The 12,928-nt window shown below is 67.8% G+C and carries 24 protein-coding genes; 9 read left to right on the plus strand and 15 right to left on the minus strand.

The genetic code is table 11. The features are described 5' to 3' along the window. Position 1: 1 nt before the first annotated feature. A complete protein-coding gene (locus GTY67_RS13355; protein ID WP_161278829.1) occupies positions 2-793 on the minus strand; it encodes a hypothetical protein in 792 nt (263 codons plus the stop codon). 154 nt (positions 794-947) lie between these two features. Between GTY67_RS13355 and GTY67_RS13360 the strand changes: the two genes are divergently transcribed. The 4 genes from GTY67_RS13360 to GTY67_RS13375 all read left to right on the plus strand — a co-directional run bounded on the left by GTY67_RS13360 (position 948) and on the right by GTY67_RS13375 (position 5,313). Then, positions 948-1,820 (plus strand): hypothetical protein, encoded by an 873-nt coding sequence (locus GTY67_RS13360; protein ID WP_161278830.1) that lies wholly within the window; start codon positions 948-950, stop codon positions 1,818-1,820. After that, the gene (locus tag GTY67_RS13365; protein WP_202461425.1) at positions 1,820-2,356 is read left to right on the plus strand and encodes a hypothetical protein; all 537 of its coding nucleotides are present in this window, start codon (positions 1,820-1,822) and stop codon (positions 2,354-2,356) included. The genes GTY67_RS13360 and GTY67_RS13365 overlap by 1 nt, the downstream gene beginning before the upstream one ends. Before the next feature lie 2 nt (positions 2,357-2,358). After that, entirely contained in the window at positions 2,359-3,609 is a 1,251-nt protein-coding gene (locus GTY67_RS13370; protein WP_161278831.1) for a PBSX family phage terminase large subunit, read from the plus strand. Positions 3,610-3,915: 306 nt separating this feature from the next. Further along, a complete protein-coding gene (locus tag GTY67_RS13375) occupies positions 3,916-5,313 on the plus strand; it encodes a hypothetical protein (RefSeq protein ID WP_237502607.1) in 1,398 nt (465 codons plus the stop codon). 269 nt (positions 5,314-5,582) lie between these two features. Here GTY67_RS13375 and GTY67_RS34530 read toward each other — a convergent pair whose 3' ends face one another. From GTY67_RS34530 to GTY67_RS13410, 8 genes are all read right to left on the minus strand, one after another. Further along, positions 5,583-5,747: a hypothetical protein gene (locus GTY67_RS34530; protein WP_202461426.1), complete on the minus strand. Its 165-nt coding sequence runs from the start codon at positions 5,745-5,747 to the stop codon at positions 5,583-5,585. Between the two features lie 99 nt (positions 5,748-5,846). Next, on the minus strand, positions 5,847-6,086 hold the full coding sequence (locus tag GTY67_RS13380; RefSeq protein ID WP_161278833.1) for a hypothetical protein: 240 nt from the start codon (positions 6,084-6,086) through the stop codon (positions 5,847-5,849). Continuing rightward, positions 6,083-6,340: a hypothetical protein gene (locus tag GTY67_RS13385; RefSeq protein WP_161278834.1), complete on the minus strand. Its 258-nt coding sequence runs from the start codon at positions 6,338-6,340 to the stop codon at positions 6,083-6,085. The genes GTY67_RS13380 and GTY67_RS13385 overlap by 4 nt, the downstream gene beginning before the upstream one ends. Further along, positions 6,337-6,588, minus strand: coding sequence for a hypothetical protein (locus GTY67_RS13390; RefSeq protein ID WP_161278835.1), 252 nt, complete (start codon positions 6,586-6,588; stop codon positions 6,337-6,339). The genes GTY67_RS13385 and GTY67_RS13390 overlap by 4 nt, the downstream gene beginning before the upstream one ends. A 52-nt stretch (positions 6,589-6,640) precedes the next feature. Continuing rightward, the gene (locus GTY67_RS13395) at positions 6,641-6,805 is read right to left on the minus strand and encodes a hypothetical protein (protein ID WP_161278836.1); all 165 of its coding nucleotides are present in this window, start codon (positions 6,803-6,805) and stop codon (positions 6,641-6,643) included. Between the two features lie 4 nt (positions 6,806-6,809). After that, positions 6,810-6,965: a hypothetical protein gene (locus tag GTY67_RS13400; protein ID WP_161278837.1), complete on the minus strand. Its 156-nt coding sequence runs from the start codon at positions 6,963-6,965 to the stop codon at positions 6,810-6,812. 114 nt (positions 6,966-7,079) lie between these two features. Then, positions 7,080-7,571 carry a hypothetical protein gene (locus GTY67_RS13405; RefSeq protein WP_161278838.1) on the minus strand — a complete coding sequence of 164 codons (492 nt, stop codon included), beginning with the start codon at positions 7,569-7,571 and terminating at the stop codon, positions 7,080-7,082. Positions 7,572-7,605: 34 nt separating this feature from the next. Continuing rightward, positions 7,606-7,944, minus strand: coding sequence for a hypothetical protein (locus GTY67_RS13410; protein WP_161278839.1), 339 nt, complete (start codon positions 7,942-7,944; stop codon positions 7,606-7,608). A 129-nt stretch (positions 7,945-8,073) separates the two neighbouring features. Between GTY67_RS13410 and GTY67_RS13415 the strand changes: the two genes are divergently transcribed. From GTY67_RS13415 to GTY67_RS13435, 5 genes are all read left to right on the plus strand, one after another. Continuing rightward, complete coding sequence (locus tag GTY67_RS13415; protein WP_161278840.1) at positions 8,074-8,364, plus strand: hypothetical protein; 291 nt, start codon at positions 8,074-8,076, stop codon at positions 8,362-8,364. Further along, a complete protein-coding gene (locus GTY67_RS13420; RefSeq protein ID WP_161278841.1) occupies positions 8,361-8,882 on the plus strand; it encodes an HD domain-containing protein in 522 nt (173 codons plus the stop codon). The genes GTY67_RS13415 and GTY67_RS13420 overlap by 4 nt, the downstream gene beginning before the upstream one ends. Then, positions 8,879-9,265, plus strand: coding sequence for a DUF6221 family protein (locus GTY67_RS13425; protein WP_161278842.1), 387 nt, complete (start codon positions 8,879-8,881; stop codon positions 9,263-9,265). The genes GTY67_RS13420 and GTY67_RS13425 overlap by 4 nt, the downstream gene beginning before the upstream one ends. Then, positions 9,262-9,450 carry a hypothetical protein gene (locus GTY67_RS13430; RefSeq protein WP_161278843.1) on the plus strand — a complete coding sequence of 63 codons (189 nt, stop codon included), beginning with the start codon at positions 9,262-9,264 and terminating at the stop codon, positions 9,448-9,450. The genes GTY67_RS13425 and GTY67_RS13430 overlap by 4 nt, the downstream gene beginning before the upstream one ends. A 432-nt stretch (positions 9,451-9,882) precedes the next feature. Then, positions 9,883-10,149, plus strand: coding sequence for a hypothetical protein (locus GTY67_RS13435; RefSeq protein WP_161278844.1), 267 nt, complete (start codon positions 9,883-9,885; stop codon positions 10,147-10,149). A gap of 291 nt (positions 10,150-10,440) precedes the next feature. Here the strand turns inward: GTY67_RS13435 and GTY67_RS13440 are convergent, their stop codons facing one another. From GTY67_RS13440 to GTY67_RS13465, 6 genes are all read right to left on the minus strand, one after another. Beyond that, positions 10,441-10,737: a DUF6221 family protein gene (locus tag GTY67_RS13440; RefSeq protein WP_161278845.1), complete on the minus strand. Its 297-nt coding sequence runs from the start codon at positions 10,735-10,737 to the stop codon at positions 10,441-10,443. Between the two features lie 127 nt (positions 10,738-10,864). Then, positions 10,865-11,326 (minus strand): hypothetical protein, encoded by a 462-nt coding sequence (locus tag GTY67_RS13445; protein ID WP_161278846.1) that lies wholly within the window; start codon positions 11,324-11,326, stop codon positions 10,865-10,867. Positions 11,327-11,444: 118 nt separating this feature from the next. After that, positions 11,445-11,630 carry a hypothetical protein gene (locus GTY67_RS13450; protein ID WP_161278847.1) on the minus strand — a complete coding sequence of 62 codons (186 nt, stop codon included), beginning with the start codon at positions 11,628-11,630 and terminating at the stop codon, positions 11,445-11,447. Between the two features lie 33 nt (positions 11,631-11,663). Then, positions 11,664-12,152: a hypothetical protein gene (locus GTY67_RS13455; RefSeq protein WP_161278848.1), complete on the minus strand. Its 489-nt coding sequence runs from the start codon at positions 12,150-12,152 to the stop codon at positions 11,664-11,666. 10 nt (positions 12,153-12,162) lie between these two features. Continuing rightward, entirely contained in the window at positions 12,163-12,357 is a 195-nt protein-coding gene (locus GTY67_RS13460; RefSeq protein WP_161278849.1) for a hypothetical protein, read from the minus strand. Between the two features lie 8 nt (positions 12,358-12,365). After that, a complete protein-coding gene (locus tag GTY67_RS13465; RefSeq protein ID WP_161278850.1) occupies positions 12,366-12,797 on the minus strand; it encodes a hypothetical protein in 432 nt (143 codons plus the stop codon). Between the last annotated feature and the right edge of the window lie 131 nt (positions 12,798-12,928).

The following is a 12,928-nucleotide window of genomic DNA, read 5'->3' on the forward strand; positions in this document are numbered from 1 at the left end:
ATCAGCCACCGCCGAGGTAGGCGTTGAATCGCCCTTCCCTGGTGGCCTTGTCGATCTCTTCGGGGGTCATGCGCTTGCGGTCCGCCTCGCCCAGCTGCCGCTTGCCGTTCCCGGCCCCGTCCATCGGTGCGCCACCCGCGGGGGTGCGCTCCGGCTCCCTCGGCTCCGGCGCCTTGGCCGCGAGCTTCTTGTTGGAGTCGACTGCCGTCTTCACTGCCTTGCCGACCTGCTCGTCGAAGTCGGCCGCGGTGGGGTCGAACTTCGAGATGGCGTTGGCGAAGGAGCGTGAGTCGAGCAGTGCGTCGGGGTCGCCGCCGTACTTCCCGGCCGTCTTGTAGACGGCGAGCTCCACCTGCGTCTGGCGGGCCTGCGCGCGGGACTCCTTGGTCTCTCCGCGGGCCTCGTCCAGTTGCTTGGCGAGTTCTTCGGGGGTGGGCGGCTTGGCCTCGTCGGTCTCCAGGCCGAACGCCTTGGCCACCCGCTTCATGAGGGTGTCCTGGTCGTCCTTGGCCTTCTGTTCCAGGGCTTCGCGCTTGGCCTTTTCGGCTGCGACGTCGCCGCGGAGGTTTTCGACGAGCTTCTCGAATCGGACGGGGTCGAAGTCGCCTTCGAACTTGGGCGCCTTGGCCTTCAGTTCGGGCTGGTTCGGTTCGCTCGGTTCGGCGGTGGTGGGTGCGGCCGGCTCTGGCTGGGCCGGTGCAGGTGGTGCGGCCGGGGAGTTGGGCGGGGTGGCCGACTGGGTGCCGGGGTCCGTCGTCGTTCCCTCGGGTGCTGCGGGGGCGGGGGTCGTCATCTCGGTGCCTCCTTGGGCGGCCTACACGCGATCGGCGGCGCCTTGTCCGCTGGCGTGTTAGCCCAGATGTTAACCCTGAACCCACCACAATGCTGCACAATCAAAGGTCATAGCGCAAGATGTCCTTAGAATCCAAGGATCAAGGGGGTGGGTGGTGGCAGCCAGCAGCAACCAGATCGCAGCAGCAGCAAGACACCAGTCGGCCGTCATCCGCCGCATCGAACAGCAAGCCGCCCGCGACGCCGCACAACCCCTCGCACAAGCCCTCGCAGCCGCCCAGAACACCGCGACCCGGCAGTGGGTCCACGTCACCGACCGGCAAGGCCTGCCGTCACCCGGCGCCCTGGACCGGCTCATCAAGGCCATCAAGCAGCTGCTCGCCGACGCGTTCCGCGGCAAGGGCAAGCTGGCGGCTGACACCATCCGGATCGCCGCGTACAGCTCGGCGCAGCTCAGTGCCCGGCAAGCCTCCGCGCTCGCCGCCGCAATGAGTGGCCAGCCCGCCACGCCGATCCAGGCCGTCATCGGCCCCGATGCCACCACGGCAGCCGACGCCGTACCCGCCGCCATCGAGGAAGAACACAGCAACGCGCTGGCGCTCCTCACCGCAGCCAGCCTCACCGCCCTTGGATTCGCCGGTGTCACCGGGGTGTTCAACCGGGCCCGGCGCGCCGTCACCCGCATCGCCCGGCACGCCGCCGTCGCCGTCACCAGCGCCGCCGCACACGCTGCCGCCGCAGTCACCCGCATCATCGGGCCCACCACCCGACTCCTCTGGGTAGCCGAACCCGGCGCCTGCCCCGCCTGCGCCGCATACGCCGGGCGCAGCGTCCCCGTCGGCCGCAGGTTCCCCGCCGCGCTCTCCCTCGACCCGCGGCGCACCGTGTTCGCCACCGCCCCCACCGGGCCCCCGCTGCACCCGCACTGCCGGTGCTGGACCATCCCCTACTCCCCTACCTGGCGCGTCGACGGCACACCGCTGCCAAGACTGCTGCGCCAGTACGCACTAGCCGAACGGAGGGCCTGATGCCCACAGGGGTGATAGCCGAAGACAAGTGGGATCAGCTCAGGGCCCTTCACGCCGAAGGGAAGGGCCGCAACGTCATCGCCCGTGAAATGGGCATCGCCGCTGCCTGCATATCCCGCACCGCTGAATATCTGGGCCTGACGTTCGACCGGTCAAGGATCCGGGCAGCAACCGCAGCCAGGGTCGCGGACCTCGCCGAGCGGCGAAGCCTCCTCGCCGTCAAGTTCACCGACGTCGCAGAGGACTCCCTCGACCGGATCTACCAGCCCACAACGGTGTACGCGTTCGGCGGGTCGACGAACACCTATGAGGAGCACACCTTCGGCGAGGCTCCAGCCGCCGAGCGTCGCGCCCTGGTTTCCGCTGCCGGTACCGCAACGGACCGGTCGCTGAAGTTGGCGCCGGCAGAGGTGTCATCGAACCTGGATGGCGCCAAGTCGATGCTCGCGAACCTGGGCACGATCCTCACCTCGTACTCCCGCGACATGGACGAGCAGGACGCGGTCGGCGACGCTGAGCCCGCGGACGAGGCGTAGCCGTGTTGGACACCCTCCCATTGTCTCGCAAGCAGATCCGATCGGTCGCTGAGTCGACAACGAAGATCTCCTGCTGGGAGGGTGCCATCCGGTCGGGGAAGACGATCGCGTCACTGCTGAAGTGGCTGATCTTCATTGCCAATGCGCCGTCGACGGGCGAGCTCGTCATGATCGGCAAGACGTCGCAGACCATCCACCGGAACCTGTTCCTGCCTATGCAGGACCCAGCCCTCTTCGGGGAGATCGCCCACCACATCCACTACACTCCCGGCGCGCCTACGGCGACGATCCTCGGCCGGGTTGTTCACGTCATCGGCGCCAACGACGCCAAGAGCGAGCCGAAAATCCGCGGCATGACGGTGTGCGGGGCCTACGTCGACGAGGTCACCCTCGTCCCGCAGATCTTCTTCGAGCAGCTCTATGGCCGCATGTCAGTGCGCGGCAGCCAGCTCTTCTGCACGACGAACCCCGATAACCCGGCGCACTGGTTCATGCGGGACTGGCTGGCCCACGTCGGGAAGAAGCCGGTGCGCCGGTTCAGCTTCACGATCGACGACAACCCGTTCTTGGACCCCGAGTACGTCGCCGACATGAAGGCGTCCCACGAGGGCCTGTTCTACCGCCGGTTCATCCTCGGCGAGTGGGTGGCCGCCGAGGGCGCCATCTACGACTCGTGGGACCGCGAACGGCACATCGTCACCGACCTGCCCCGCGAGGGCATCCACAGGTGGATCAGCCTGGGTGTCGACTACGGCACCAGCAACCCGTTCCACGCCGTGCTCCTTGGCCTGGGCCGGGACCGCCGGCTCTACGCTGCCGCCGAATGGCGGTACGAGGCGCGGCAGACGAAGAAGCAGCTCACCGACGCCGAATACTCGCAGCGGATGCGCACGTGGCTCACGGATGTGCCGGGGATCGGTGCGGTGCGCCCGCAGTTCGTGACCGTCGACCCGTCCGCGGCGTCGTTCAGTGCCCAGTTGCGCCGGGACCGGATGACGCCGACCGCGGCGAAGAACGACGTCATGGACGGCATCCGCACCGTGTCGTCGCTCCTCGCCGCGAACAAGCTCCTCGTCCACACCTCCTGCAAGGACCTCATTACCGAGATCGGCGGCTACTCCTGGGACGACAAGGCCGCCCTACGCGGCGAGGAACGCCCCATCAAGGTCGCCGACCACGGTGTCGACGCCCTCCGCTACGCGATCTTCACGACCCGTGCCTTGTGGCAGCGCCAGCTCGCCCTGGCCGCCTGACCGAAAGGATCTGTCATGCCGCTGCCTCCGTCTGGGAACACCCCGTGGCCACCTCCTCGCTTGGAGATCCCGCATGCCGACATGGACATGTGGCGCGCCTGGTATGCCGGCGACACCGGGCATCTGGCGCAGGTGTACGGGGGGCCGGCGTCGTACACGCGGAACGGCATCGCGCGCGCGTTCTTTGACATGGACAGGCGCCGTGCGGTGGGTGGTGACGAGCTGCGGATGTTCTGGGGGCAGGACCCGTCTCCCGGTCAGCAGGCGGCGAAGCTGCATGTTCCGATCGGCGGGGACATTGCGGAGATGTCCGCGAATCTCCTGTGGTCGGACGTCCCCACGGTGACGGTCGACGGGGACTCGACGGACAAGGCCACGGCGAAGACCACGCAGGCGCAGATCGGGCGATACCTGGACGACCGCGGCCACGCGAAGATGCGCGAGGCCGCCGAGTTGGCCGCCGGACTGTCGAACGTGTACCTCAGGGCCGTGTGGGACACGTCACTGCGCCCGCGCCCGTGGTCGGATGTGATCCAGGCCAACGCGGTGGTCCCGGAGTGGCGTTGGGGGATGCTCGCTGCGGCGACGGTGTGGCGGGAGCTGGAGCCGCTGGATGATGGCGGTGGGGTGTGGCGGCTGCTGGAGTACCACACCCCAGGGATGATCGAGTACGGGGTGTACAAGGGCGACCACGCGACGCTCGGCATGCTGATGGAGTTCACGGACCATCACGAGACCGAGTTCCTGGCGAGCCGCACCGACGACAAGGGGCGCCAGGCGACGGGCATCGACCGGCTGCTCATCACGCACCTGCCGAACGTCCTGCCGAACCGGGTGTGGGACGGGGTGCCGGACACGGCCCCGCTCGGCCGCAGTGACTTCACCGGGATCGAACCGATGATGGACGCCCTCGACGAGAGCTGGACGTCCTGGATGAGGGACCTGCGTCTCGGTAAGGCCAAGGTCGTTGTCCCTCAGTCGATGCTGGAAACGGACGGCGCTGGTTCGGGGGCGACGTTCGACCTGGACAAGGAGGTCGTCGTCGCGCTGGGTGGTCTGATCGGTGCGGAGACGATGAAGGACTCGCTCACCGAGATCCAGTTCAAGATCCGCGTGGATGAGCACGAGGCGACGACGAAGGCGCTGCGCCGGCAGATCCTGGCGTCGGCCGGCTACTCCGCCCAGTCGTATGGGGAGGAGGGTTCGGTGGCGGTGACGGCGACGGAGGTTGCGGCCCGGAAGGAGGAGTCGCTGACGACCCGGGGCCTGAAGGTCTTGTATCAGCGGCCGGCGCTGCTGGAGCACCTGACGACCCTGATGTGGGTGGACGTGACGCACTGCGGGGCGAAGGGTGTGGATCCGGCCGCCGAGCTGACCGCCTCGTGGCCGCAGGCGGTGCAGCCGGACCCGGAGGCCACCGCGCGCTCGTTGTCGCTGCTGGAAGCGGCGGGGGCGATCTCCACGTTCATGAAGGTGAAGATGCGGGAGCCGTCGTGGGATGACACGGAGGTGTTGGCGGAGGTGCGGCGCATCCGGGATGACAAGACGGCAGTACCGGCCGGGGACCCGTTCAGCACGGGCGGCGAGGCTCCGAACAAGGAGCAGCCGGACGACGGCGTGGAGCCCGGGTACGACGAGGGCCAGGAAGAGGACCCGGACGAGAAGTCGGCGGGCGCGGCTTCCCGCCCGGAGTTGGCGGCTTAGCGACGGCGTGAGGTGCACACTGTGTGCATGACCACCCTCAGCGGCTACACCACAGGCCAGTGCAACACTGGGTGCCACCCGGTCCGGTACGAGCCCGTCCGGCTGCGTCAGGGGCTCCGCCGGGTCTATGCGGTACGCGACGCTCACCTCGGCGCAGCCCTGCACTTAGGCCGGTCCAAGGAGTTCACCCGGAGACGGGCTGCGACGCTCAACGACTGGGAACAACTTGAGCGCCTAATGGGCAGGGACTCGCACGGCCTGACCACTGCCTAGCGGCGGGCGCTACGCCGGGCGGGGAGTCGCCGGTAGCGGGTGATCTTTCCGCCCTTGGTGGCGCGGGCCTTCTGGCGGGCGTAGCGGCGGAGTCGTGGGTTGGCGAAGAAGAGCTTCCACTGTGCCTTGGACTTGAAGCCGGTGCGTCGTCGGCCAGGCATGGTCACCTCCGAGGTCTGTCTGGAGTGTTCCCGCCGACGGCCTGCACCAACGCCTCGGGCCCGCCTGACGGTTCAGGACGGGCCCAGGGTGGGGGGTGGCTATCGGAGTGGTTCGCCGGTTCGGGCGTCGGTGATCTCGATGACCTCGATCTGCTTCTCGATGGGGAGTTCGTCGAGGAACTGGGCGTCTCCGTAAGCAGCACGCTTGGAGGCGAGGGCGTCGGTTTCAGTGGCAGCAGTGAAGGCGACCCAGGTGGCGGTGCACCAGGGGGTGTCGCCGACGGGGAAGGTGTGGAGTACGCCGTGGCTGAAGCACCAGGCGTAGTGGGCTGTTCTCACGTGTCCTCCTGTACGTATCCGGTGCGGCGGGGTGCCCCGTCGCGGGTGGTGGCGGTGGTGTGGAGCTTGTCGGCTCGCATCCAGCGGGGGCGGATCTCGCGGCCGTCGCTGGTGATGGTGGCGACCTGGACCTTCCGCATGCCGTCGATGTCGGTGGCGCCGATCGGGGCGTTGGTGATCCGGATGCGGATGGGCCCGTCGGCGGGGTGGTGGCGGTTGCTGAGGCTGCGGTATGTCTGTCCGGGCTGGATCATCGCGGGGGCTCCTGGGTGGTGTTGCAGTCGGCGCAGAACCGGTACTTGTAGGCGGCCCAGTGGCCTTCGATCTGTGCACGGGAGCGGAGCGTCATGTACGGCTCGCGGAACTCGTCGTGGTCGGTGATCCGGCTGTAGGTGCGGATCGCCGGGTTGCAGGCAGCCTGCTGGTCGGACCTGAACCGGTGCAGGTCGTACATGTCCTCGGTGGTTCCGGCCCACTCGCGAACATCTTCGGCGGTCGGCATGATGCTCCTCGGGTTGTGGGCCGCTGTGCTGTACACAGCGGCCCAGGGGCGGTCAGACGGTCGTCGTGTTGTGGTCAGGGCAGGCGGTGCGTCCGTCGGTGTCCTCCCAGCCGAGTCGCTTGCGGGCCTCCTGGGCGTCCTCGCGGCTCTCGTAGTCGCCGTCCATGAACCCGAAGCAGACATCGCACTGGACCTGATAGATGGGCGTGATGGGCATCGGTCTACTCCTCCTCGGTCTTCTGGTCGATGGCGGCGAACTGGCGGGTGGAGTGGGCGTAGGTGACCGGCCGGCCGGTCGGTGCGACGCACCGTTGTCCGGCGGGCTGTTCGCAGATGGGGCACTTGATGGTGGCAATGGCGCGGTCGTTGATGGTCATCGGTCTACTCCTCGTCGTCGTTGTTTTCGTACCGGTCCCACGATCGGTCCCAGGCGATGGTCTCGGCCAGGGTGTCCTCCCACGGCGGCAACGAGGCCGGGGCAGGCGGCGGGGTCACGGGATGGCTGGCTTCGGGACGCCGGGGCACTGCCATTCGTCCTCTCGGCCGGGCTCGTTGGTCTGTGGCTCGTGAGGGTTTTTGAACGCGCACGTCTTCGCGGCCGGGTTCGATGCCGTCGCGGTGGCCATCTGCTTGTTGAACTCGCAGGCCGCACACGGTTTCCCGTACTCGTAGCCGGCCCCGCAGACCTGGCAGTCCTGGAACCGGGCGGGCTTCAACGTCTCCAGTTCGGCAACCCGGGCGAGGAGCTGCTTTGCGGTGGATCGTTGGGCGGCGATCTGATGGTGCAGCTGGGCGTTCACGTCGTCCAGCTCGGCAACCTGGTCGGCCGCCTCGGACAGAGCTTTCCGCAGCCGGTCGATCTCTCCGAGCAGTGCGGCAAGGTGTCCGCTGATCACGGGGGCGACGCGGTCGGACATCAACTCCAGCAGATCCAGGGTGCGGATCTCCTGCTCGCGGTCCGGGGTCATCGGCGTGTCGGTCATCGGGGTCCTTCCGGAGCCAGGGCGGGCGTGTCGGTCAGGCGGCGAGCGCGAGCCGCGCGGCCACGATCTTGTAAGCGGGCTTGCGCGCCTTGTAGTTGAGGGCGATGACCGCGACCTGGGTGCGGGTGTAGCGGAGGCAGTTCCGCATGTGACGGCCGGCATGGACGCGGCCTGCGGTGCCGAGGATGCCGAGCTTCGCGGCGACCTTGCGGAGGGTTCCGGCGACGGAGGTGGCGTCGCGGTGGTTCAGGCCCTGGGCCATGGCGTGGGTGGCGAGGGTGCCGACACCGTGGCGGCGGATGCGTGCGGCGGCCCGGTTGGCGGTCTGGCGGGTGCGGAGTGTGGCGCGGCGGGTGCGGTTGCTGGCGATCACGGGTCCCCCTCGGGTGGTGCTTGTCGTTCACCATCGCGCCTCACTAGCGATCACGTGTTGCGCTGGCGATGACTCAGACAGTACGCCTGAGGCATGGCCACCGCAAGTGGGTTGCGATAGATTGGTGCCATGAATCCGACCCCGCCCCCCGAGTCCCCAACCCTGGAGGACATCGCCGCAGCCGGCACCCGCCGGCTCCGCGACGCAGACCGGCTCAAGAAGTCCAGCGACGAACTGAAGGAGCTCGTCCTTGCCGCCCTCAGGGCTGGAATCCACAAGCCCACTGAGGTCGCCAAGAAGTCCGGGTGGACCGGGGCCCACGTCAGGAAGATGGCGAGGGAGGCGGGCATCGAAGCCGACGACCGGTACAAGGAGCGAGCAGAGCGGCTCCGCAAAGCGCAGGCCGAGGACTCCTCATGAACGTCGCCGAGGTCGACGCGCTAGCCGCCGCTGCCCACGCCGGCCAGTTCGACAAGGTCGACGTCCCGTACATCCGGCACGTCCGTGCTGTGGCCGCCGGGCTGGTCCCGTTCGGTGACGACCTGGTGATGGCCGGGCTGCTGCACGACGTCATCGAGGACACCGACTGGACCACCGAACGGCTCCTGGCTGCTGGTGTTCCCAACCATGTTGTCGGCCTTGTGGAGGACGTCACTAACCAGCGTGGTGTGCCCTACGAGGAGAAGATGTGGAGGATCACCAGTAGCCGCGACGCCACCCTCCTCAAGGTGGCGGACAACGCGCACAACAGCCACCCCGACCGGGCGATCAAGCTGTCCGAGGAGCAGCGGACCCGGCTGGCGGCGAAGTACCGGGCAGCCCGGGACATCCTGTGGCCCGCCGCCGAAGACCGTGACATCGAGACCATCGTCAGGATCGTCAACCCGTCGCTGCTCGGCGAACTCCGCGAGCGACGGAACCAGGAGAGCCCCTCATGACCGACACCTTGGTGGCCTTCCTCCGGGCCCGACTCGACGACGATGAGCAGGTGGCGGGGGCGGCAGACCCGGAGCTGAGTCACGTCTTCACCCGTATCGCCACCTTCGATCCCGAGATGGCGGCAGATGAACGCCACATCATGGTGCAGCGCCCGGCCCGCACCCTGCGGGAAGTCCAAGCGAAACGGCAGTTGATCGACGAGCACCGGCCGGACGGGGCGGGAGGGTGCAGCACGTGTACGGACCCCGAGGACTTCGACGAGGACGCAGACGGCAACCGCGCGTTCTCCCGAAGCGCGAAGCCCTGGCCGTGCCCTACCGTCAGGCTCCTCGCCCTCCCGTACAGCGACCACCTCGACTACCGGCAGGAGTGGACCCCATGAGCACCGAGCACCTGACGATCACCGCCGAGCCGACCGGCGCGGTCCGACTCCTGTCCACCTTGCAGCCCGAAGAGGTTCGGCACAGCTGCTTCGTGAGGGACGTTCTCCCCGACACGGCCCGCACTTTGGCTGCCGAACTGCTGCGAGCCGCCGATGAAGCGGACGCCACCCGGACCCGGTCCTAACCGTTCCACCCCCACCGCCCGTGCTCCCCCGGCAGAATGCGGTCATGGCGAGGTTCACGGTCCACGGTGCGACACAGCGCGAGTGCCAGGACGCCCTGGACGACCTGCGCCGACTCCTTGATGTGGCCGTGACACTGCCGCCGACGGATCGGCTCGGCGGATCGTGGATTGCCCGCGCGGAACACAGGACAGCCCCGGCCCCTAGGGTCCGGGGCTTTGCCGTGTGATGAGCCTGGGGTAAACGGCCGCAGGTCGCGCGAGGTTTCGGGCATTCACACCATGGGGTGGTCGCCCACGATATGGGTCCTCAAACGCTTACGGGTGTCGTTGATTCAACTGAAGCGCTACCGCGCTTATCGGTCGCGTCACCCCCGCCCGCATCAGCTTCCCGGCAAAACGGGGCGGGGGTGACGCCTCACAGAGGGATCAGCTATGGATCAATCCCCTGCAGACCAGGGGCTGTACGCCTCTGGCCGCGACCTGGCAGCGCCTGGTCGCAGTTCTCATCCGGTCACCGACTCGGTGTTGGTCTTGGTGGGCGGCGTGTCGTTCACTGAACTCGTCGCCGTGGAGGGGCTGGACCCCTGGCTGGCGATCGGGCCGGCTGTGACGCTGGTTGCGTGCCTGAAGCTCGCGGTGTATGCCCCGGCTGGCGTCGGGTTGTTGCGGGACAAGGTTCTTCGGTTCATCCGTTCGTGACCTCCTCCCTGTGCTGCGCCCCGGTACCCAGTTGCTCGCTGGTGTGCTGGGGCGTTTCGCTTGTACACGCTAAGTCAACGTCTATAGCGAATTACAGTTCTTGAATCTGTGACGGCGTCACCCGTTTGGAGGATGTGGCCCTGTGGGTCTAGTTACGGCCCTCCGCGCTTTGAGTATGCCTTGGTCATATGCGGAACGACTGTTGGCGCAACGCAGTGCAGACCTCCTACGACACAACAGGCCCCGGACCAGTCGGTTCGGAGCCTTGCTGTGCGGTGAGCGGTCAGCAAGCTAGGGGCGCCATCCCGGCCCCCACTCGGGGTGATCCCGGTACACGTTGGCCATGTGCCGCAGGATCCGTAGGGCGAGAAACCCGGCTGCGGGCTCGTCAGCTACTCGGCTGATGGCGTGCTCGCACTCGATGAGGACCCGGCGGTAGTTGGCGTTCTCGTCGGTCGTGTGCTCGGTGTACCGGTCGCGGAGGAACTGCACAAGGTCGAGATCAGGGGCATTCGGGGGTAGTGCAGTGCTCGGGGCGAGCTTGTCGACCATGCTGCTTACAGGTCCATCTTCTGTCGTGTCGCTCATGGGGGGCATCCTCTCGTCATCCGCGTGTCGCGTTCCGGGTGTTGGCGATGACACCGCGGGTGGTGCTGGTGACGGTGGGCGCCGTGGTAGTGCTGGACGACCGGATGCGCGGGCTGTTCGGGCAAGGTCACTGACGGCATCCGGTTCGCTCGGCCTCGATCCGGGCCAGCTCCTCTAGCACCCGTGCTTGCACGGTGGGGTCGCTGGGCCCGGTCTCCGCAAGCCGGGCGACTTTCTCCAGGTCTACCGCGTTGGCATCTTGGAGGTAGGCGGCCAGGTCGGCGGAGTTTCGCAGGGTCTCAACCCATTTTCCGGCACCGGCGCCGAGCCAGGAATTGAGCCGCCCATAGGAGTCGATGGCCTGCTGCACTGGCTGCTGATCGTAGAGAGTGCCGCACTGTGGGGCGGGGCGTTCGACGTAGCGGGTGGCCTTGTGGTTGAGGTACGCACTGCCTGCCAATTGGGGGGCCAGGTTGCGGTGGGCCTCGCACACGTACAGGGCCCATTGGAGTCGGTTGCTGGTGCTGCGGGTGATGAGGCGGGTTGCTGGTTGGGGGCAGCGGCTGATCTGGCGCCGGACGGGTTCCATGTGGTTCATGCTGCCGCCGATGGGGGTTGTGGTGTGGGTCGCAGGACCAGATGGCGGGTGGTGGCCGTCACACCGGTGGCCCGCCGCACTTCGGTGTGGCGGGCCACCGGAATCGGGTTCACTTCTTCTTGGCCTTCTTGCCGGTGTTCTTGTTTCCGGGGCAGTAGTCGCCGTGGTGGGTGTGGTTCTCGACGTGCTGGCCGCCGTACACGACCCCGGTGTTGATGTTCTGGGAGGGCTTCTTGCGGGCGGCGATCTCGCGGGCCATCTCGGCGATCTCCGCGACAGTCATGGGCTCGTCCATGTTGTGCTCCTTGGGTGTTGGGTGCGTTGGGTGCTAACTGGGTGTCGTCTGGCGGGTGTTGGCGATGATGCCCTTCGTGGTGCTGGTCGTGATGTGGGCTTGTTGGGTGACAGCCCCGTGGTAGTGGTTGGTGACTGGCTGCGGGGTGTTCTGGTTGGCGTCTTTGACCTTCGCGACCAGGCGGGCCACGGCCAGGGCGACGGCGGCCGGCGAACCGAGGATGATGGCGAGGGTCAGTGGGTCGACTTGGCCGACCACCCACAGGGCACCGCCGACAGGGATCGCGGCGACGGATACGGCCTTGAGGACCCCGCTCGCATCTACCGCCCACTGCGACATCGGCGGGATACCCGGCTGGGCAACGGGCGGGGTCGACCCGACTGCGGGAAGGGGCCGGTCATCCGTGTGCGAGGTGGCCCGGCGGGCGAGGAGGACCTCGTCGACGGCGGCCACGAGCCGGTCGGCGTTGCGGCGGACGGCGGGGTCGGGCTGCCCGGCGGCGGGCTGCTCGGGCAGCTGCATGAGGGGTCTCCTACCGGTCGGTGACAGCCCAACGGCCGTCCTGGGGGCGGATGGTGAAGCCGGGTCCGGCGATACGGTTGGTGTGCGGGAAGATCACGCCTACGCCGAGAGCATCGATCCGGTTGAGGAGGTCGGCGACCTGGGCGGCGTAGTCGATGGCCAGCCGTTCACGGCGGCGAAGTTCGGCAGGCGTTCCGGTAAACACTGGGCCTCCTAGTTGATGCGGAAGGTGTCGGGTCGGCGGGTTTCGTGGAGCACCCCGGAGTCAACGAGGTTCGTGATGTGTCCGGCGATCCAGGTGCGGGACCGGCCGATGCGTGGGGCGGCTTCGGTGAGGTCGGCGGTGGTGATGCGGGTGTGGCCGACTGCGGCGTGCTCGGCGATGAGTCCGTGGATGACGGCGGCGGCTCGTTCTGGTGTGGAGTGGGTGGGCCGGTTCTCGGCAAGGTCGTCGCGGAGGAACGCGAGGAGCCGTCCCTGCTGGCGGGCGGTGATGGGGTTGGTGGAGGCGAATGCCCAGTTGGGCGGATACCGGATTTCGAGGCGTGCGACGGGGGGTTGGGGGTCGTTGTCTACGGTGGTCCAGGTGCGGAGTGCGGCGGCTAGGACTTTGGCCCGACCTCCGTCCGCTTCGGGGCTTTTCACGGGTTTGTCTCCTGTGTCAGGTTGAGGTGTCACGGAGGGGAGGGTCACGCGCGCGCACGCGCATGACCTATAGAGATCGGCCCTCCTGAGGGGCTCTGACACCGGTTCTGACACCCCTGAGGTGTCAGAAC

Source organism: Streptomyces sp. SID8374 (genome assembly GCF_009865135.1).
Classification (GTDB): Bacteria; Actinomycetota; Actinomycetes; order Streptomycetales; family Streptomycetaceae; genus Streptomyces.